The 18833-nt window shown below is 44.9% G+C and carries 18 protein-coding genes and 1 pseudogene; 9 read left to right on the forward strand and 10 right to left on the reverse strand.

What is annotated here, in order from left to right; translation table 11 throughout:
* The first annotated feature begins 47 nt into the window (after positions 1–47).
* From L0G63_RS05655 to L0G63_RS05670, 4 genes are all read left to right on the forward strand, one after another.
* Positions 48–1052 (forward strand): YhdH/YhfP family quinone oxidoreductase, encoded by a 1005-nt coding sequence (locus L0G63_RS05655; protein WP_301449766.1) that lies wholly within the window; start codon positions 48–50, stop codon positions 1050–1052.
* Between the two features lie 164 nt (positions 1053–1216).
* Positions 1217–2008 carry a TIGR04255 family protein gene (locus L0G63_RS05660; RefSeq protein WP_025645354.1) on the forward strand — a complete coding sequence of 264 codons (792 nt, stop codon included), beginning with the start codon at positions 1217–1219 and terminating at the stop codon, positions 2006–2008.
* Positions 2005–2535: a hypothetical protein gene (locus L0G63_RS05665; RefSeq protein WP_301449767.1), complete on the forward strand. Its 531-nt coding sequence runs from the start codon at positions 2005–2007 to the stop codon at positions 2533–2535. The genes L0G63_RS05660 and L0G63_RS05665 overlap by 4 nt, the downstream gene beginning before the upstream one ends.
* Before the next feature lie 8 nt (positions 2536–2543).
* Positions 2544–3194: a hypothetical protein gene (locus L0G63_RS05670; RefSeq protein ID WP_301449768.1), complete on the forward strand. Its 651-nt coding sequence runs from the start codon at positions 2544–2546 to the stop codon at positions 3192–3194.
* On the opposite strand, the pseudogene L0G63_RS05675 reads toward L0G63_RS05670, so the two are convergent.
* From L0G63_RS05675 to L0G63_RS05695, 5 genes and pseudogenes are all read right to left on the reverse strand, one after another.
* Positions 3186–4467: pseudogene (locus tag L0G63_RS05675) on the reverse strand (IS256 family transposase). The gene L0G63_RS05670 and the pseudogene L0G63_RS05675 overlap by 9 nt on opposite strands.
* A 209-nt stretch (positions 4468–4676) precedes the next feature.
* Positions 4677–5054: a VOC family protein gene (locus L0G63_RS05680; RefSeq protein ID WP_301449769.1), complete on the reverse strand. Its 378-nt coding sequence runs from the start codon at positions 5052–5054 to the stop codon at positions 4677–4679.
* A gap of 18 nt (positions 5055–5072) precedes the next feature.
* Complete coding sequence (locus tag L0G63_RS05685) at positions 5073–5615, reverse strand: acyl-CoA thioesterase (protein ID WP_301449770.1); 543 nt, start codon at positions 5613–5615, stop codon at positions 5073–5075.
* 74 nt (positions 5616–5689) lie between these two features.
* Positions 5690–6739, reverse strand: a complete 1050-nt coding sequence (locus L0G63_RS05690; RefSeq protein WP_301449771.1) for a YheT family hydrolase — start codon at positions 6737–6739, stop codon at positions 5690–5692.
* Between the two features lie 338 nt (positions 6740–7077).
* Complete coding sequence (locus L0G63_RS05695; protein WP_301449772.1) at positions 7078–7680, reverse strand: YigZ family protein; 603 nt, start codon at positions 7678–7680, stop codon at positions 7078–7080.
* A 197-nt stretch (positions 7681–7877) separates the two neighbouring features.
* Between L0G63_RS05695 and L0G63_RS05700 the strand changes: the two genes are divergently transcribed.
* Positions 7878–8582 carry a pseudouridine synthase gene (locus L0G63_RS05700; protein WP_301449773.1) on the forward strand — a complete coding sequence of 235 codons (705 nt, stop codon included), beginning with the start codon at positions 7878–7880 and terminating at the stop codon, positions 8580–8582.
* Between the two features lie 332 nt (positions 8583–8914).
* Positions 8915–9979 (forward strand): thioredoxin fold domain-containing protein, encoded by a 1065-nt coding sequence (locus L0G63_RS05705; RefSeq protein WP_301449774.1) that lies wholly within the window; start codon positions 8915–8917, stop codon positions 9977–9979.
* Positions 9980–10119: 140 nt separating this feature from the next.
* Here L0G63_RS05705 and L0G63_RS05710 read toward each other — a convergent pair whose 3' ends face one another.
* Positions 10120–10770, reverse strand: a complete 651-nt coding sequence (locus tag L0G63_RS05710; RefSeq protein WP_301449775.1) for a DUF2939 domain-containing protein — start codon at positions 10768–10770, stop codon at positions 10120–10122.
* Positions 10771–11167: 397 nt separating this feature from the next.
* Here L0G63_RS05710 and dnaJ point away from each other — a divergent pair, with 397 nt between their 5' ends.
* The 3 genes from dnaJ to L0G63_RS05725 all read left to right on the forward strand — a co-directional run bounded on the left by dnaJ (position 11168) and on the right by L0G63_RS05725 (position 14277).
* On the forward strand, positions 11168–12304 hold the full coding sequence (gene dnaJ, locus L0G63_RS05715; RefSeq protein WP_301449776.1) for a molecular chaperone DnaJ: 1137 nt from the start codon (positions 11168–11170) through the stop codon (positions 12302–12304).
* Positions 12305–12488: 184 nt separating this feature from the next.
* Positions 12489–13319 carry a 4-hydroxy-tetrahydrodipicolinate reductase gene (gene dapB, locus L0G63_RS05720; protein ID WP_301449777.1) on the forward strand — a complete coding sequence of 277 codons (831 nt, stop codon included), beginning with the start codon at positions 12489–12491 and terminating at the stop codon, positions 13317–13319.
* 40 nt (positions 13320–13359) lie between these two features.
* On the forward strand, positions 13360–14277 hold the full coding sequence (locus L0G63_RS05725; RefSeq protein WP_301449778.1) for a hypothetical protein: 918 nt from the start codon (positions 13360–13362) through the stop codon (positions 14275–14277).
* Positions 14278–14359: 82 nt separating this feature from the next.
* Here L0G63_RS05725 and L0G63_RS05730 read toward each other — a convergent pair whose 3' ends face one another.
* The 4 genes from L0G63_RS05730 to mpl form a co-directional block, all read right to left on the reverse strand.
* Complete coding sequence (locus L0G63_RS05730; protein ID WP_058024748.1) at positions 14360–15535, reverse strand: type III PLP-dependent enzyme; 1176 nt, start codon at positions 15533–15535, stop codon at positions 14360–14362.
* Between the two features lie 114 nt (positions 15536–15649).
* Positions 15650–16204, reverse strand: a complete 555-nt coding sequence (gene def, locus L0G63_RS05735) for a peptide deformylase (protein WP_301449779.1) — start codon at positions 16202–16204, stop codon at positions 15650–15652.
* A 196-nt stretch (positions 16205–16400) separates the two neighbouring features.
* A complete protein-coding gene (locus L0G63_RS05740) occupies positions 16401–16655 on the reverse strand; it encodes a GlsB/YeaQ/YmgE family stress response membrane protein (protein WP_058024727.1) in 255 nt (84 codons plus the stop codon).
* 352 nt (positions 16656–17007) lie between these two features.
* Complete coding sequence (gene mpl, locus L0G63_RS05745; protein WP_301449780.1) at positions 17008–18486, reverse strand: UDP-N-acetylmuramate:L-alanyl-gamma-D-glutamyl-meso-diaminopimelate ligase; 1479 nt, start codon at positions 18484–18486, stop codon at positions 17008–17010.
* Positions 18487–18833 lie beyond the last annotated feature (347 nt).

Genomic DNA, 18833 nt, shown 5'->3' on the forward strand with positions numbered 1-18833 from the left:
GCCATGACTCATGAACATAAACAATAAAACGTAATAGGGATATCACCATGTCAAACGAGAAAACGTTTAAAGCCTTAGTCGTTGAAGAAACTAACGACGGCAAATTCAAAAAAAGCATTCAAGAGCGCAAAGTCAGTGACTTACCAGAGAATGACTTGCTCATCGAAGTGCATTATTCATCATTGAACTTCAAAGATGCCATGTCAGCGTCAGGCAATAAGCGAATCACCAGAGAGTATCCGCACACCCCAGGTATCGACGCAGCTGGCGTGGTCGTCAGTGATAAATCAGGCACGTTTAGCGCAGGGCAAGAAGTGTTGGTATTCGGCTATGATCTCGGCATGGACACCGCAGGCGGGCTTGGCCAGATAATCTCGATACCCGCTGATTGGGCGATAGCATGTCCAAAATCATTAACATTAAAAGAAGCAATGATATACGGCACAGGCGGTTTGACAGCGGCTTTGAGCGTGCAAAAGCTTGAGAAAATGGGCGCAAAACCTGAAGACGGACCAGTCGCCGTCACGGGCGCAACGGGCGGCGTCGGTAGTATCAGTATCGCGATATTGAGTCAATTGGGCTACGAGGTTATCGCCTTCTCAGGTAAGCCTGAACAAAGCGATTATCTAAAAGATCTTGGCGCAAGCGAAGTCCGTCATCGCGATACGATCAATGAAATCGGTAGCAAACCTATCGGCCGTGAGCTGTGGGCCAATGCCATTGATACGCTCGGTGGCGATTATCTAGCTAATTTGCTCAAGCAAACCAAAGCGGGCGGTGCAGTGACCAGTTGCGGCCTAGCGGGCGGTGCGGAGTTTTCGATGACGGTCATGCCATTTATCACCAGAGCAGTGTCATTATTGGGTATCGATTCGGTCTATATTCCATTGGACGATAAAAAGGCCATTTGGGAGCGCGTTTCAACCGATATGAAATTGCCTGACCTTGAGAGTTATGCTGAAGAAATTATCCTTGAGCAAACGCCTGAATACTTAGATCGCTTTATTTCGAGTAAGGTGGTTGGGCGTTATGTGGTGAATGTGCGGGGTTAGGGTTTGGCTTAGAATTTAGTTTTTATATAATGGCAGTGCTCTTTTTTGGAGCGCTGCTTTTTTTGGAATTCTCAACTGTTTTCCAAAAATTACACAACTAATTACACATAGTGTGTATTATATAATAACTTTAAATAGACTTATCAGCTTACTGAGAGTTCAACATGTGTGACTATAAAAAGTTATCGAATCAACCTTTAGTCTTTGTATTAGCAGAATTTAGATTTTCTCCTATACTAGGTATAAAGGAATACATACCTAAGATTCAAGATGCTTTGAGAAATAAGCTACCAATTCTAAGAAATACTGAGACCCAAGAAATTACGGTGTCGCCTAACGGTATAAGCTTAGAGGCTCAAGCCAACTGGGAGTTTATCTCTAAAAATAGTCATACCGCAGCTTCGGTTAACCAGAATCGTTTATTGTTTATGACTAGTGAATATGAACGCTTTAATGGATTTGAAGAGAACTGTGATTTCTTATTACAAACTATCATAGATGTTATTAACCCAAGCCTCTGTTTAGGTCTTGGCTTACGTTATAGCGACACCATTTTTAACATTGAAGGCAAAGGTTCAATAGAAGATTTTGTTCAGCCTAGACTATACAACAACGATGATTTAAAACTGTCAGGGAGCTTACTAAGACAGACTAATGAAACTTTATGGAGAACGACAGAAGGGGCTATTTTTATTCGTTCGATATACGGTGAGGATAAAGTTTTAGTTTGGCCTGATGCAGAGAATTTACCCATTGCAATAGAAAAATCTTCTGATAAGCCTGTCAAAAGACTACTATTGGATATCGACCATGTATGGAATGCTCAGGAAGAAGAGTCCGGTCCACTAGATTTTAATAAAGGATTAATACTTAGTAAGCTATCAAACATGCATAAAATCAGTCGAAAAGCATTTTGGAATGTAACAACAGAACAAGCCAAGGAGGCATGGAAATGAGACAAAACAGTTATGGAGCAAATAGCTGGATAAATAAGAATATTACTACCGCTTTTATAGGCGCTTCTATTCTTGCCACTACTCCAGCCTATGCTTTTAAGAAATCAACCAGTTACGATAACAGTCGTTATATAATTGACAAAATGAGCCAAGCAAGCGGATCAAGTATTAATGTTAAGTACAATACTCGCCAGTCTCAGCTTTCGACAATAAAAGAGTATTTTGATTTGAGTGATGAAGAGCTTGCTAACCTTGTTGGTGTCTCAAGAAAAACACTGTACAACTGGGAGAAGCAAGGGATTAGTAAAGAAAAAGATAGACAAAGAGTGTTTGAGTTAAGCGTTATCGCAGAAGACTGGAGTTATAACAAGCTTCCTACTGATAAAGAAAAGCTGTTTTCCCCTATCCTAGGTTCTACTAGCGTGATGCAAATGTTGACAGACGAAAAGCTTGATAGAGAAAAAATAATTTTTGCAGGTCGACGTCTTACTCATCAATCATTGACGCCTGAAGTAGGTTTGATTTAGAGGTTTAAATGCAGCGTATACTCGAAGCATTAGGATGGCGACAAGGCAGCTTTGTCAAACCTGAATCAGTTGCAAAGCTAATAGGTGATATAGATAGTACGTTCACTATATCTGCTAACAACTTGTTGGTTGTTGCCTCACAATCATGCGACATTGCCTCCTCGCAAGAAGAATACATCGAGCTCTCTATTGTCCGGCTTTTATCAGTTGAAGCGTTTAATAAACAGTATAGCAATAATCGTCATCCTAGAATATTGCATATAGAAGCCATCTCAAACAGCTCTGATGAGAAGGTTATTTTAGAGCTAAAAGCTCACGAAAAAATTCAAATAAAAAAGTCACTTCTTGAAGAATTTAAACCTGATTCTTCAATTAACTTTTTAGAAGGGAATCTAAATCAGTATATTGATTGGCTAGCTGGCCGTTATAAAAGACCAGCATTACCTACTAAATTCGATCAGCTAATTGCGTCTTCTGATAAGAAAGGTAAAAGAAAAAAGATTGCTAAGCGAGCCAATGAACATCTAACTGGTATATATGTTGAGATTTATCCAAATCGAGATATTAAGGATGAAGAAACTTATTCAGTTAATTTGTTAGGTATAGCTTCTAATGATCAGAGCCCATCCCAGATTCTGTGTAACTGCCATTTAGATTAAATGCTTACTGATACGATCATCAAACATAATCATAAAGCGATTCAGAGCAGACGTCCAGTTACGGATTGGCATCGACCACTTTTTAGATGCCTGCTGGGTGGCTAAGTACACCACTTTAAATGCCGCCTGATCAGAGGGGAACACCTTACGCTTATTCACCGCCGTACGGATAACACTGTTCAGTGATTCTATCGCATTAGTAGTATAAATCGCTTTTCTGATGTCTTTCGGGTAACCAAAGAACACCGTTAAGCCCTCCCAGTTATTGCGCCAAGACTTGATGACATGCGGGTACTCTTTACCCCATACTTCATCAAAGTGCTCAAGGTTGGCCTCTGCCATCTCAAGCGTATCAGCACCGTAGATGGCCTTTAAATCAGCTGCTACGGCCTTCTTGTCCGTCCAAGGTACGAACTTCATCGAATAGCGCACCATATGCACGATACACAGCTGAACCTGAGCGTTAGGGTAGACCGTATTGATGGCATCAGGGAAGCCTTTTAAACCATCGACACAGGCAATAAGAATATCTTGAACCCCGCGGTTTTGTAGCTCAGTGAGAACACCAAGCCAGAATTTAGCGCCCTCGTTCTCTGATAGCCACATGCCAAGCAGCTCTTTTTTACCATCAAGAGCAACGCCTAAGGCCAGATAGATAGCTTTGTTGATGATCTGCTTGTCCTGACGAACTTTGACGACAATGCAGTCTAAGTAGACGATAGGATAGACGCTGCTCAGTGGCCGGTTCTGCCAAGCGGTGATGTCATCCAAGATGTTGTCAGTGACTCTGGAAACCAAGCTGCTTGAGATGTCGACGTCGTAGATGTCCTTGATGGTTTCGACAATCTCAGTAGTGGTTTGACCTTTGGCGTATGAGCGAGGATCAGCAAGTGTCTGGGAGACACTTGCCCGAAGCGCAAGACGTAAGGCTATGCCTGTAGTGAAATATGATTTTATCATCGAGACCTGAGATACGGGTTTGATGCTTACGTACTAATGCAGGCTCAAAGCTGCTATCACGGTCTCTTGGGGTGGAGATCTCAAGCTCGCCTGTGTCGCTACGGACTCTCTTTTTAGTGTGCCCATTGCGCTTGTTAGGCTTGTCTGCCTTTTCATGCTTGGGGTAACCGAGGTGGTCTTCCATCTCGGCTTCAAGTGCGGTGTCGATAAAAGATTGCATGAGCTGCTTTTGAAAGTCTTTGATGTCATCGAAGCTTTTCATGCTGCTGGCCATTTGCTCAGCCAGTTTCTTGATGTCAGATTGAGTAGTCATTGCTTATTCTCCTGTTAGTGGATTATAAGCAGTTACACAAAGTTTGGGAAACTCCCTCTACCTTAGCTATATATCTACTAGAAACGCATGAAATGAGAAAAGATAGCTAAGAAAACTGACTCATTTTTATAACTCAGCAGCCCAACCACATCATCACCGCTAATCAGCAAACTCCAATGACATGCCTTAAACAGACTGACTCTAGTTCTCTACTTCAACGAATTTATCGTTAGTATGACGCCGAATCCGTCTGGATCAGTCAACTCGATGCCGTTTTCATTCCAATAAGGATTTTGTGAGGTGACTGGTAGTATCTCTGCCTGTTTCGCCCTATCTATAATGGTTTGGATTTTCTCTTCGCTATCTAAGTAAAATACGATCAAATCGTCCCTGTCAGGACGATGGTTTGCTTTATCAGCGGAATAGGTAAACTCCATATGCCAATCCTGATCGGGAAATCCTAAAAAAATACCGTCGTAACCATTATGGTCTTTGAAGCCGCCCAGCTTTTCTAGTCTAATAATGTTCTGATAAAAATTAATAAGAGTGTCCAAATTATTGGTGTGCCGTGCATATCGAAATTTCATAAGTATCCTTACTCAATCCTAGTCCTGCGGTGGCCATGGACGATCAGCGTCACTCTCGATCCATTCGGCGACATAGCCAGTTGGCGGTAGGTCCCAGTCAGACTTGCCCAATGCGGCCAGTACTTGTGCCGTGTCAATCACCCGACCACCTTTGGTCACGCCTGTACGCAGTAACGCAGAGGAGCAAGGTTTGCCCTTGACCCACATGGATTGTTCAATATAGAGCCAGCGCGCATCGATACCGACGATTTTGGTTTTTAGCGTGACCTTGTCAAACGCACGAATACGCTTGCGATATTGGATGGTACTGCCAGCGATGACCAAACCCCAACGCTGTTTTAGCAGCTGCGTGCCAAGTCCGCTACGCACCGCAAAATCCATACGCCCCAAATCATACAGCGTGAATACGCGACCGTTATTCATCTCCAAGAAATTATCGATATCCGTCAGGCGACAGCGAAACTGGATCTCGCTGGTTTCTTTTAGGGTCAAGGTATCGCCCTTTTTTGCTTTTAAGGCGGCATGAGCGATGGTGCTGGCATAACGGATAAATGGGTACATAAAGTCGTCTCGAAGGTTTAAAGGACAGCATTAAAAGTCGTTAGATTAGGAGCTATTGTCAGGGCTACTTAGGCCTATTTTTTACGTGACTCGACCCCAATCCAATTGAAGTACGCACTCACCGTTTCGGGTATCCATTTAATATCAAATTTTGAAGACTTGCCATTAGTATTATTTTTTGCTCGACCTTTATCTGAGCGATAACGCAAATAACCGATATGTCCACCGTGCTCAGTATCTAAGATAGTGACGCTATCAGAGACATCGTTTGGTGTCGCGGTAAAGCCAATAAACGGATCGTCCTTTGCACTGATGAGTAATAAAGGCTTGGTCACTTTGATCAAATAGGGAAGGGCGGACGAGGCTTGATAGTAGTGGTTGTTAGAGCGGTAGCCATGACGCGGCGCGGTAAAGATATCATCAAAGTCACTGATGCGATTGACCGCTTTGATCGAGTCGATCTCCTCTTGAGTAATGTCATTGGCAAGCGCTTTTTTGATAATCGGATTAAGCAAGTAGGGCGTATAAATACGATGACTTAAAAAGCTATGCATACTAAGCGCCGCTGATGACATATCGACTGGCGCGGAGATAACAGCCGCGCCTTTACAGAGCGCTTTCTCGCCGTATTCGCCCATGTATTTGGCTAAGGCATTACCACCCAATGAGACGCCGACCGCATACATATTGGCGTATTTTTCGCTTAGGTTTTGCAGCATGTAGTGCACTTCGCCCGTATCACCCGCATTATAAAACACCCGTCCACTAGCTGGAATACCACCACAACTGCGGAAATGGGCGACCACAAAGTGCCACCCTTGCGCGTGCATCTGGTAAGCCAAGGCGCGAGCATAATGGCTGTCGCTGCTGCCTTCCATTCCATGGAATAAGACAATCAAAGGCGTTTGCTCAAGCGCGCCGTTTTTTGATGCGTCTACTGGATGCGCATCATAAAAATCGTAGGCAATATCACTTTCATCCAAAGAGTCTTTTTCTACCACACGGCGATAAGTTGGTGCTTTTGGCGCAAAGAACTTGGGTAGGATGCTTTGCAAGTGCGGATTAGTCAGCCAAAAAGGCGGCTTAAAGGGCATTGGAGAAAAAGGTTTGGTTGAGGTTGACATATTTTGGTCTTATTTAATGATCGTGGAAAAGCAAAAAAGTAGCGTGGTGAGGTTTTTTTATCATAACGCCAGTATCTGTAAAAACCAATGATTTTCAGTGGACGCATGATTACTGAAAATGGCTGACAAGCTAATAAATGGCGACTGAATACAACTATAGTGAAACCATTATAAAAATGGTATAGCAAGATTAAACGCTATTTTTCGCAGCCTCTAGAGACGCAGTCACAGCAAGCAAGAAAAGTAGCATTTAATTGAGCGCGTTTCCTATGCTGTATCAATTTTATTGAGGTTCTACTATGTCTAAGCGGCTAATGAGAAAGGTTAATCAGGTTTTTTTAGACTTCTGGCTGATTCAATACGCGACCATCCATAGCCAGCCGCTCTTTTAGACTATCGATATCTGCCTCAGCCAATGTCGCGGTCAGCGTGACTTGTTTACTGTAGGCGACATCATCAATATGACCGCCCAAGCTCTCTATCATATAGCGGCATTGTGCCTCGGTCGCAAACTCTGCCAATATTTGAATCTGTGCCATGGGTACATACGGATTTAATATCATCTGATCGACTGCTGCTTGTGCAGAGCCTGCATAGGCACGAGTGAGACCGCCTGCGCCAAGCTTAATACCGCCAAAGTAGCGCACCACGATAATGATAATATTGCCGATAGACTTGTGCTGCAGCACGCCTAGTATTGGTCGCCCTGCGGTACCATTCGGCTCGCCATCATCATCGAAACCTGCGCTGGTCGTATTATCAGGGTCGCCAATGATATAGGCCCAGCACCAATGCCGAGCATCAGGGTACTTTTCTCGTAGTTGTTCCACGTGAAACATGGCCTCTTCACGCGAGATCACCGGATACGCGTAAGCAATAAACTCAGACTTCTTAATTTCTAGGCGCGCGGTGACGGCGCGTTTTAGGGTTTGATAGCTCATATTTCATCAGGCTTAGGTTGGATATGGTAAACTTAGCTAACTGTCACTGTCGTCCGTATTGGCCGCAGTGTTCATTTTATTTTTCATTATAGTACCATTTCTAACCATCGAAGATAACGAGGCGCTCATGGCTGAGTGCTGGTGTCGTTAGTTTCTGATTTAGGGCTGGTATCATAAAACCGATGGTAGTAAATAGTATGCGTTTAGATAAATTCATTAGTAAAGCCACCGAGCTGTCACGCAAAGAATCAAAAAAGATCATGCACGCAGGCGAGATCACCGTCAACGATCAAGTGGTCAAAGACCCAGGCCTACATGTCGATGTCATCAACGATGAGGTGATGTGGGCAGGCGAGCCGCTGTCAGTTGCGACAGGCAATCGTTATATCTTGCTGTACAAACCTGAAGGCTTTGAGTGTACGCTAAAAGCCAAAGAATACCCAATTGTCACTGAGCTGATTGCCGTACCAGAACTGGGCAGCTTGCGTATCGCTGGCCGTCTCGATGTCGACACCACCGGCGCGCTACTCATGAGTGATGATGGCGGCTGGCTACACCGTGTCACCAGTCCTAAACATGAGCACGCCAAGGTCTATGAGCTGACCCTAGCATCGCCGATGGATAGCGATGCCCAAGAAAAGGCGGTGAAAAAAGTCGCTGAAGGCATCTTATTAGAAGGCGACTATGAGCCGACCAAACCTGCTACGCTTGAGTTCATCGATGAGACACACGCCCGTCTGACACTAGAGCAGGGCAAATACCATCAAGTCAAACGCATGATGGGTTACTTTGGCAATCGAGTGACGGAGCTGCACCGCGCCAGTATCGGTCATATTAATTTAGAGGGCCTCGAAAAAGGTGACAGTCGTTTCTTAACCCCAGAAGAAGTGGCCAAGTTTTAGTCTCTGACCTCTTTAGTATGTGCATCCATACTACTGTTTAAATCATCGTTTTAAATTCATCATCAGCCGCGATATCTTGTGCTGCTTTTTGCTGTCTGCTGATTTGCCTTCGTATCTATTATCTGTTTGTTCTACCATCTACCGGTGTTGCCGATCTCTTAAAGCTGGGTAGCCATTTTGCAAAATTGCGCCGCTAATCATTTGTGTAAACCTTGCTTATGATACAGTCTGTCTGATATCTCAATCTATTTTTTTACATAATATTATGATGATCAATCAAGATGGATATTATGAAGTAAAAAATTTATAAATCATTAACGAGGACTGCTTTTGTGAAACTATCCGCCTTTAATTCGGTAAGCCTGATTAGCCTTGTGCTACTCGCAACCACGGCTTGTGCTCAGTCAAACTCAGCGGATGCGACACGCACCCAATTGAACCAAAAAAATCAAAGCACGCAGACGAGCAAAGCGGTAAGTGCAACTGTCGATAAACGCTTGCGCCAAGTGCTGACCCAAGCAGGTATCAAAACGCAGATTACCTCTATTGTGACGTCCAAATTACCCAATATGTATCAGGTAAATTTGGCGGGTCAGCCGCCATTGCACATCACCGAAGACGGTCGCTATATCATCCAAGGTGAGCTACAAAAGAATCCGAGCAAGCGGGTAGTGACCAAAATACCAGTACGCAGCACGAGTGCGCAGGTAGGCAAGCCTGTCAGTGCAGCAGTCAAATCGGTGCTGCTCAAAAATACGCGTGCGCTCAAAAACATGAGCGCCAAAACGCCGTTCTTTTATACGGCTGTACCCGGCGTGATTTGGGGCGCAACGCTAGAAGGGGTGCCTTTCTTGTTATCGGACGATGCGCATTACATCACTGATGGTGAAATATCAGTGATCGAAAACGGTCAGTTTACCGGACTCGATGAGAAGTTTGAGCGGCGCAAAAACCAATCGGTGTTTGCGACATTGGATGAAAGCCAGCTGATGACTTATCCAGCCACCACAACTGAGAAGGCGGTGATTTATGTGGCTGATGACGTCAACTGCCCGTATTGCCGTCGATTTCATCAGCAAATATCCATGCTCAATGCAAAAGGCGTCACGGTAAAAATCATTGGCTATCCGATATACGAGCAGTCCCCTGAGCAAATGCGTGGTATCTGGTGCCAAGGTAGCGAGAGCAGTCGTCGTCATGCATTCGATAAGGCGATGCTGCAAGGTGAGATGACACCTGCACCAGCAAATTGCAACGCCGATCACGTGACGCCCAATCGCGAAAAAGCCGCTGGACTGGCGGTGATAGCAACGCCTGCTATCTACCGTGAGGATGGCGTGCTGTATCAGGCAAGTTTTGAGAGTCCTGAGTTTTTAGAATTTTTAGGTATCGAATAATCACATTAGCGTCGTTCACATTTTAGTGAATAAAGATTTTAAATCACGCCACAAAAAACCGCTTTATGAGCTGATTCATAAAGCGGTTTTTATCGTTTGACTCATCAAAATGTTGAATATCAAAAGCGGTCTCAATTCGTCTATGGCAAGACAATATCGACGATCTTCCACTCAATCAAGCCTTGGCGCTGCATCTCTATCGTGAGCGGATAGCCTTTGACTTGACCGCTGATAGCAAAGCAATTGATACCGCAGTAGCTCAGTGTTGGCTTATCGCTATCGTTGCCTTGTGCGGCTTGTTGCTCAAGCTCCGCGGCTTGTTTTTTCATGACTTGCTGGATTTGGCTCTTGACCACCGCATCGACGTCGCCGCGCTGAATGATCAAGCTTTGAATGAGGTTTCTGAGATCGACCTGATCGCTTGCAATGGCCCATGCCGCCGCCAGCTCTTTGGTTGCTGTATTGGCTTGACCCTGAGTGTTAATGACCTTTTCGATATTTTGCGGCGTGATGGCACCATCGACGGCCTTTGTGATAAAGCCATCGGCTGCTTGGGTTAATGCGTCTCCGCCCAGCTCAGCAATCAGTGGGTACTTTGTCATGGTCGTGGCAAATTGGTCAGTTAGCTGATGTTGGATGCTTGGGCGCACTTGCTCATAGTCTATGGCGGCTGCGATCTTGGCCCCGTCTTTGGCATCGTAGGCATTTTTGAGCTGATAAGCACTATAGTAAGGAGAGCCTGCATAGACGGCTACGGCAATGACAATCAATAAAACAATCAGCTTTTTCATAAGACGGGAACCTTGTCGCAAACATTGTCATTATAGGGATAAATGACCGTAGATATGGCGATAAATACTAGCACGACTCGTCATTATTCAGGTATGAAAAGCTTTGTAATAATCTTAATAAATCGTGTATACCGCCGACTCAAGACCTCAACTATGAATTTCATGACTTAAGCGCTTGATAAATCAGCAGACCATCTCCATAAATAGCGCAAACTTTTTATAATTGATTTGGCTAATCAGCCCTCACCGTATTTGCTCGTTACAATCGCGTATGTCCATCCTTTGCTATGTTTCATGTGAAACCTTATCGCAGGATTATGTATGAAATTGAAACTGTCGATGTTTAATGCTGATGATTTGACGAGCCGGTGGCACTGTGAAGATGATAGGAGAAACCATGAGTAAGCGCGATTTTTATGAAGTATTGGGTGTCAGCAAAACCGCTGATAGCAAGGAGATCAAGCGAGCCTACCGCAAGCTTGCCATGAAATATCATCCAGATCGCAACTCTGATGACCCTGATGCCGATGAAAAATTCAAAGAAGCGTCAATGGCTTATGAAGTACTGAGCGATGAAGAAAAGCGCTCAGCGTATGACCGCATGGGTCATGCTGCCTTTGAAAATGGCATGGGTGGCGGCGGCTTTGGCGGTGCAGGCGGCGGCAACTTCCAAGACATCTTTGGTGATATTTTTGGTAACTTTGGTGATATCTTTGGCCAATCACGTGGCGGCGGCGGTGGACGTTCGCGTCGCGGCTCTGACTTGCGTTATGTGATCGAGCTGACATTAGAAGAAGCAGTACGCGGCTGCAAAAAAGAAATCAGTTTCACAGCGCCAGCGCCATGTGATACCTGTGATGGTAAAGGTGCCAAAGATGCCTCTGATGTCGTGACCTGTCAGATGTGTCATGGTCAGGGTCAAGTGCGCATGCAGCAAGGTTTCTTTGCCGTGCAGCAGACTTGTCCGCAGTGTGGCGGCTCTGGTAAACAGATCAAAAACCCTTGCCCTGACTGTCATGGTAATGGCGTCAAAGACAAATCACGCACGCTAGAAGTATCTATCCCAGCGGGCGTCGATGATGGTGATCGCGTCCGTCTGGCAGGTGAAGGCGAAGCTGGCGCCGCAGGCGTACAGAACGGCGACTTGTATGTCGAAGTACGTGTCAAACCGCACAACGTCTTTACTCGTCAAGGCGCCGATCTCTATATGGATGTGCCAGTCAGCATCACGGATGCGGCACTCGGTAAAGAAGTTGAGATCCCAACCTTGGATGGCAAAGTGAAAATCAAAGTCGCAGAAGGTACGCAAAGTGGTAAATTGCTACGTGTACGCGGTAAAGGCGTGACGCCAGTACGCACCACGATGAAAGGCGACTTGATCTGCCGTGTGGTCATCGAGACACCTGTCAACCTAACACGTGAGCAAAAAGATCTATTACGTCAATTCCAAGATACGTTAGATGATGACAGTAAGCATCAGCAGTCGCCACATAAAAAATCATTCTTTAAAAAGATTGGCGATTTGTTTGACTGATTATTTACCTAAGACAGACTGTTGCTAGATAGCCATACTGAAAGTAAGCCCAAAGGTTTCATGTGAAACCTTTGGGCTTTTTCTTGTGCTGATAAAAAACCACTCAGTTAACGATATTTGTTAAACTGACGATAAATGATATCCAAAAATAACCCACCAAATATAAAGTATATAAGGTAGCGATATGAGTCAAAAAACAACAGAACAAGCCATCAAAGTTGGTGTCATCGGAGCAGGTGGTCGTATGGGTCGTATGCTTATTGAAGCGGTACAAAATAATCCTAAGACCATCCTGAATGCAGCGATTGAGCGCCAAGGATCGAGTCTCGTCGGCGCGGATGCAGGCGAGGTGGCTGCTATCGGACGTTTAGACGTGCAGATCGTTGACGAATTAGAAGCTGTAATTAATGACATCGATGTGCTGATTGATTTTAGTTTGCCAGATGCGACTGAAAAGAACATGCAAGTTTGTGCCGAGCATAATATCGCGATGGTCATTGGCACGACAGGATTTAATGAGACGCAAGAGCAGGTTCTGGCAAAAGCCAGTGAAAAAATCGCTATCGTCTACGCAGGTAACTATTCAACCGGCGTCAACCTATCATTGAAACTACTTGGCATGGCAGCCAAAGCATTTGGCAATGATGCTGACGTAGAGATCATCGAAGCGCATCACAAACACAAAATCGATGCACCGTCTGGCACAGCCTATATGATGGCAGAAGCCGTCGCAGAAGCTCGCGGACAGAACCTAAAAGACGTCGCCATCTACGGACGCGAAGGACAAACGGGCGAGCGCGAATCAGGCGCGATTGGTATTCATGCGGTACGCGGTGGAGAGATCGTAGGCGACCATACCGTGATGTTTATCGCTGATGGTGAGGTGGTTGAAATCACTCACCGCGCACGAGAGCGCATGACGTTTGCCGCAGGTGCTGTACGTGCCGCGACTTGGGTGACCGAGCAAGCCGTTGGGCAATATAATATGCAAGATGTATTGGGGTTGAATGATTAGAGCGCATTGACGATGACTTAAAAAAGGTGAGGAGATGCAGGTGAGTCGTATACGTATAAAGCACGAATTGGCTAGTACCATTCTTAAGGTGAATATTACCAAAAATATAAGCTTGCCCGCGTTTGCCCTAAGTCTGGCTGTCCTACCAATCACCGTACAAGCCAGTAACGTCCAAACCTATGTGATTGACACTTATGGCGGTGCCACGCTCCTGCCAATAGTAAGGCAACAACTCAATAGTAGCGCTGATGGCGGCACCGTCAGCATTTACCAAGGTAAGCTAGTACTAATAACAACACCCCGCAATTATCAAATGATACAGCAGCTACTCACGCAGATTGACCGTCAGCCACAAGCGCTCACAGTCGCGGTGCGTGTTGGCAATAGCAGCAGTGTTCAGGATAATATTCGTCAGGGTCAGGTTATTATTACCAATCGCGGTATCCAGGGTGCAGGCGTAATCAATCAATATAACCGCCAGCAACAAGGTAGTAGCTTGTATCAAGTACAAACGCTGTCTGGTAGTGCCGCTAGTATCGGTACAGGTACGCTCTATTCATTGACGCAGAACTATCGTGCCACTATTCAACCAAATTATCATTATCCAGCTGACCGTCAGCCAAGCGCGCAGATTATTATTCAGCAGCAAATACTACTGCCAACGATGCAAGGCATTGCTGTCACACCGCGTCTACTACCGAATGGTCAAGTCGAAGTGAGGTTATCACAAGTTGAAGAGCGACTGGCGCGATCCAACTCATCCTATAATAAGCACGGCACGAGCAATAATAGCATTCAAAGTCAAAGTCAAAGTCAAAGTCAAAGTCTGAACAGTACGATCATTGTGCCGCGCGGACAATGGGTGACGATTGGTGAGATTTCACAACGCTCAGTCAATAGCGGCAGTCGAACGGTCAAGAGCACTAACACGGTACCGATTGAGTTGTTGGTTCAATAGCTCATTATGCAAACGGCTAAATACAAAAAAGCGCGGTGTTATTAACAGCACCGCGCTTCTCTATAGATGATAGGTTCAAACCCTAGTCAATATAAACCACTTCAAGCGGCGGAAATCCATTGAACTCAACTGATGAATACGAGTTGGTATAAGCACCTGTGGTTAGCCAATAGATTTTGTCACCAATCTCAAGCTCTTCTGGCAGCTGATAACCAGCTTCTTCATACATAATATCGGTTGAGTCACAGGTTGGCCCTGCCAATACGACCGTCCCTTCACTGGTAGACGTTTCCATCTTGGGAGTATAAACAGGATATTTGATGGCTTCGCCGAGCGTCTCGATTAAGCCTTGGAATAAACCAACATCCGTATATACCCAGCGCGCCAAATCAGTGTCTGATTTGCGAGAGATTAGTACCACATCACTGACCAAGACACCTGAACCACCGACCAGTGAACGACCTGGTTCTAGAATAATCTCAGGCATCTCGTCATCATTATAATCATCAGTCAAATAGCTGGTAATCTCTTCTGCATAGACCTTAATAGGATTGACTTCGCTGATGTAGTTGGTTGGGAAGCCGCCACCTAGATTGATCATTTGTAGCTTGATGCCTTCTTCGTTCTTCATCCAGTCAAACATATACTTAACTTTGGCTAACGCATCATCCCATGCCGCAACGTCTTTTTGCTGGCTACCCACATGGAACGAGATACCATAAGGTACCAAGCCAAGCTCGCGCGCCTGAATGAGTAGATCAATGGCCATATTAGGGTGACAGCCAAACTTACGTGACAATGGCCATTCTGCTGTCTCTGATCCTTGTACCAATATGCGTACAAATACTTTAGAACCAGGGGCGTGTTTGGCGATGTTTTTAAGATCGGCTTCTGAGTCGGTCGCGTACAGATCGATACCTTTTTCAAAAGCATACTTAACATGGTCGGCTTTTTTGATGGTGTTACCATAAGAAATGCGCGATGGTTCAACGCCGCAATCAAGCACACGATCCAGCTCATAGATAGAGGCACAGTCAAAGTTGGAGCCAAGCTTTGCCAGCAGGTTGATGACTTCAACCGCAGGACTGGCTTTCATCGCATAGTGCAATTTGGCGTTTGGAAACAGACTCACCATTTCGTGATATTTGGTTTCGATACGACTCAGGTCAACCACCAAAAATGGGGTTTCACGACCCTCAGCAGCTTTGGTAAATTTCTGCCAGCTGGCAGGGTCAAAATATTGGTCAATTTTGATCATGGTCATAGTAGTAAACCTTTGATGAGAGTAGTATCTGCTAGAAAAGTGAACGTCAAATCGTGGATATTAGATCATAATATCCACGTTAAGCATCATTGTATTCAGAATAAAAGATTAAGAACTGATGGGTTGTGACTGCTGCTCAGCGGACTGAGCGCCTTGCTTTTCGCGTATCTTGAGGACTTTACGAACTTTATCACGGGCACGTGTCTGTTTCAAACGAGACAGGTAGTCGACGAATATCACGCCATTGAGATGATCCATTTCGTGTTGGATACAGACCGCAAGTAAGCCTTCTACTACCTCATCAATGACGTCGCCGTTTTCGTCTAATGCTTCGATACGTACTTTATTAGGGCGCTCGACTTTGTCGTAGACATCTGGGACCGAAAGACAGCCTTCTTCGTACGGTTGCTTTTCTTCTACCAATGGCGTGACTTTTGGGTTGATAAATACTCTTGGGGCACTTTTGTCTTCAGACAAATCCATCACGATGAGCTGAATATGACGATCGACTTGACTTGCGGCAAGGCCAATGCCCTGAGCATCATACATTGTCTCAATCATATCTGAGATTAAGGTTTTGATTTCAGCAGTCACTTCCTTGACTGGCTTGGCAATCGTGCGCAAGCGGGGATCTGGATAACTTAAGATAGGGAGTAGTGCCATAACGCTCACCTCAATGATAAGGACAAAATAGGGTTGATATTATAAGATAAATGGGGACAAAAGTAATGCTTATCAATACTTTCGCCCCTATATAAGGATTGTTGAGTGGATAAAATAAAGACTGCGATATTTGTCTGAACAAAAAAAGGCCTCACATTACGTAAGGCCTTTTTTAGATATTCTATTTGACTCACTATTATGCACGGCGTTTGTTGACAATCATCTCATACAAGAACAGCAAAATGATGGCACCGATAACTGAGAAGATAAGACCAGTGAAGCCGCCATCTGCATTAATACCGATTAGGCTTGCAAGAAAACCACCAAGCATAGCACCCACGATACCCAATACGATTGTCATAATCCAACCCATAGGGTCGCTACCTGGTTTGATAGCACGTGCCAGTAAACCTGCAACCAAACCGACGATAATCATCCAAATAAAACTCATGTTATTCTCCTAAATTATGAATATTTATAATATGTTGCTAATTTAATAACTCCATTGTAAAGATTCCTCAAACGCAAGAGTAAGCAAAAAATGTTACCTGTGTAGGGCCTATGTGAGGAAAAAGTCAGATTTGCTATTACGTAGGTGCAATAGGTAAACGGAAGGTTACAAAGGTAGCCGTGGTGCTAACAGAATGGCGTATCAATCATTTAGCCACGACAGAAGAATTTGATAAGAATAGGGAATTAAATAAAAAAAGCGCAGCCCGTTTATCAGACGGCCACGCTTTTGTTTAATACTAATTTTTTAGATACTAATTTTAGGGTTCAGGGTTTAGGGTTAAATCAAACGTTTATTTATCACGCAATGCCGTTAATAGACGCTGATGAATCCCCTCAAAACCACCGTTGGACATCACGACTATTGCATCACCTGCTTGAGCATGACTACTGATATGCTCGATAATAGTATCGACGCTAGACATGACCTGCTGCTGATGGTTTGAATGGCTAGCGATATTGGCGTTCTCAATGACGTCTTTTAGACCCCACTCCAAACCCGCAGGCTCATACCATAAAGCATGGTCAGCAAGGGCAGCCGACTCAGCCAAGCTGTCTTGATGAATGCCCATCTTCATGGTGTTACTGCGCGGCTCAATAATCGCCCAGATACGTCGTCCCGCCAGTTTCTTTTTGGCACCATCGAGCGTGGTTGTGATCGCTGTTGGATGATGAGCAAAGTCATCAAAGACTAAGATATCATTGACATCACCGATCAGCTCCATCCGGCGTTTGATGCCTGCGAAAGCGGATAATGCTGCGCAAGCGGTAGAGATGCTGACACCGACATCATAAGCGGCAGCGACAGCAACCAAGGCATTGTTGACATTATGAATACCGCTCATGCCCCAATCAACAATGGCGCTCGCGGTTTTATCGGCAGTAAGGCTCACTCGAAACTGACTGCCATCGTCGAATATGAGCTCGGCTTGCCAGTCGCTATGGTCTTTTAAATCACTGGTCTCTGCCGAGGCAGCATCGAGGACGGCAGTGCGCCAAATAGGGGTCCAAACGCCTTTGGCTAACGTCTCCTCTAAGCTGATCGTTGCGGCAGGCATGATGATTTTTCCCGTACTTGGAATCATACGTACCATATGATGAAACTGTGTTTGGATAGCATTCAAGTCAGCAAAAATATCTGCATGATCAAACTCTAAATTGTTCAAGATGGCGGTACGCGGACGATAATGAACGAATTTTGAGCGTTTATCAAAGAAGGCAGAGTCATACTCATCGGCTTCAATCACAAAGTAACCAGAAGGTGCTGCGGTGTCATTGTCAGCTTTTTCTGCCCCCAAATAACTACTGTGTGCAAACACTCGCTGTAGGTGCTCATCAGTCGTATTGACCAGTGGCACACCGCCAATTAAAAACCCTGTATCGATACCAGCGTAATGCAATATCCAAGCAAGCATGGTTGTCGTTGTTGTCTTACCATGAGTACCAGCAACCGCTATCACGTGGCGCGATTGCAGCACTTGCTCTGACAAAAACTGCGGACCTGACGTGTAGCGCAGACCCGTATCTAGCATGTATTCAATCACATCCATGCCACGCTTCATCGCATTACCAACAACGACCAAGTCTGGCGCTGGTTGCAAATGCTTTACGAGATAGCCTTCTTCAATAGTGACGCCCGCATTTTCAAGTTGGGTAGACATAGGAGGATATACGTTGGTATCTGAGCCAGTAACGGTATGCCCAAGTTCACACGCCAATAATGCCAGCGAGCCCATAAAAGTACCACAAATACCAAGAATATGAATATGCATAGACGTTCCGTAAGAGCTTGAATAAGTGAAATAGAGAGAGTAAAAATAAAGTTTTGGGTGCTGAGCTGTTATCAATCGTGACTAACGTTTTAAACAGTCATTGCCATGGCAGTAGTCTGGCAGACAAGCGATCATTGTAAAGTAAACGCTGTTCGATGACCAACAAAAAACGCCTAACAAGTAGGCGTTATCTAGCTGATAAATGCTGTCTTATTTGGCAGCATACCAAGCACTTGCTGTCTATTTACGTGACAACGTATAGTCATTATTTAGGTTTTTTTGCTCATCTATCAAAATCAGGTGTAATGGACAAAATTCATGCTAAAAAGTAGGTGGTAGTCGCTAAT

The organism is Psychrobacter sp. (assembly GCF_030454045.1).
Taxonomy (GTDB): Bacteria; Pseudomonadota; Gammaproteobacteria; order Pseudomonadales; family Moraxellaceae; genus Psychrobacter.

Bases quoted from the DNA above. Each gene is read 5' to 3' on its own strand.
- L0G63_RS05690 (WP_301449771.1), bottom strand. From the start codon at position 6,739: ATGTCAACCTCAACCAAACCTTTTTCTCCAATGCCCTTTAAGCCGCCT.
- dnaJ (WP_301449776.1), top strand. From the start codon at position 11,168: ATGAGTAAGCGCGATTTTTATGAAGTATTGGGTGTCAGCAAAACCGCT.
- L0G63_RS05740 (WP_058024727.1), bottom strand. From the start codon at position 16,655: ATGAGTTTTATTTGGATGATTATCGTCGGTTTGGTTGCAGGTTTACTG.
- L0G63_RS05700 (WP_301449773.1), top strand. From the start codon at position 7,878: ATGCGTTTAGATAAATTCATTAGTAAAGCCACCGAGCTGTCACGCAAA.
- L0G63_RS05685 (WP_301449770.1), bottom strand. From the start codon at position 5,615: ATGTACCCATTTATCCGTTATGCCAGCACCATCGCTCATGCCGCCTTA.
- mpl (WP_301449780.1), bottom strand. From the start codon at position 18,486: ATGCATATTCATATTCTTGGTATTTGTGGTACTTTTATGGGCTCGCTG.
- L0G63_RS05665 (WP_301449767.1), top strand. From the start codon at position 2,005: ATGAGACAAAACAGTTATGGAGCAAATAGCTGGATAAATAAGAATATT.
- dapB (WP_301449777.1), top strand. From the start codon at position 12,489: ATGAGTCAAAAAACAACAGAACAAGCCATCAAAGTTGGTGTCATCGGA.
- L0G63_RS05670 (WP_301449768.1), top strand. From the start codon at position 2,544: ATGCAGCGTATACTCGAAGCATTAGGATGGCGACAAGGCAGCTTTGTC.
- L0G63_RS05710 (WP_301449775.1), bottom strand. From the start codon at position 10,770: ATGAAAAAGCTGATTGTTTTATTGATTGTCATTGCCGTAGCCGTCTAT.
- L0G63_RS05730 (WP_058024748.1), bottom strand. From the start codon at position 15,535: ATGATCAAAATTGACCAATATTTTGACCCTGCCAGCTGGCAGAAATTT.
- L0G63_RS05695 (WP_301449772.1), bottom strand. From the start codon at position 7,680: ATGAGCTATCAAACCCTAAAACGCGCCGTCACCGCGCGCCTAGAAATT.
- def (WP_301449779.1), bottom strand. From the start codon at position 16,204: ATGGCACTACTCCCTATCTTAAGTTATCCAGATCCCCGCTTGCGCACG.
- L0G63_RS05660 (WP_025645354.1), top strand. From the start codon at position 1,217: ATGTGTGACTATAAAAAGTTATCGAATCAACCTTTAGTCTTTGTATTA.
- L0G63_RS05655 (WP_301449766.1), top strand. From the start codon at position 48: ATGTCAAACGAGAAAACGTTTAAAGCCTTAGTCGTTGAAGAAACTAAC.
- L0G63_RS05680 (WP_301449769.1), bottom strand. From the start codon at position 5,054: ATGAAATTTCGATATGCACGGCACACCAATAATTTGGACACTCTTATT.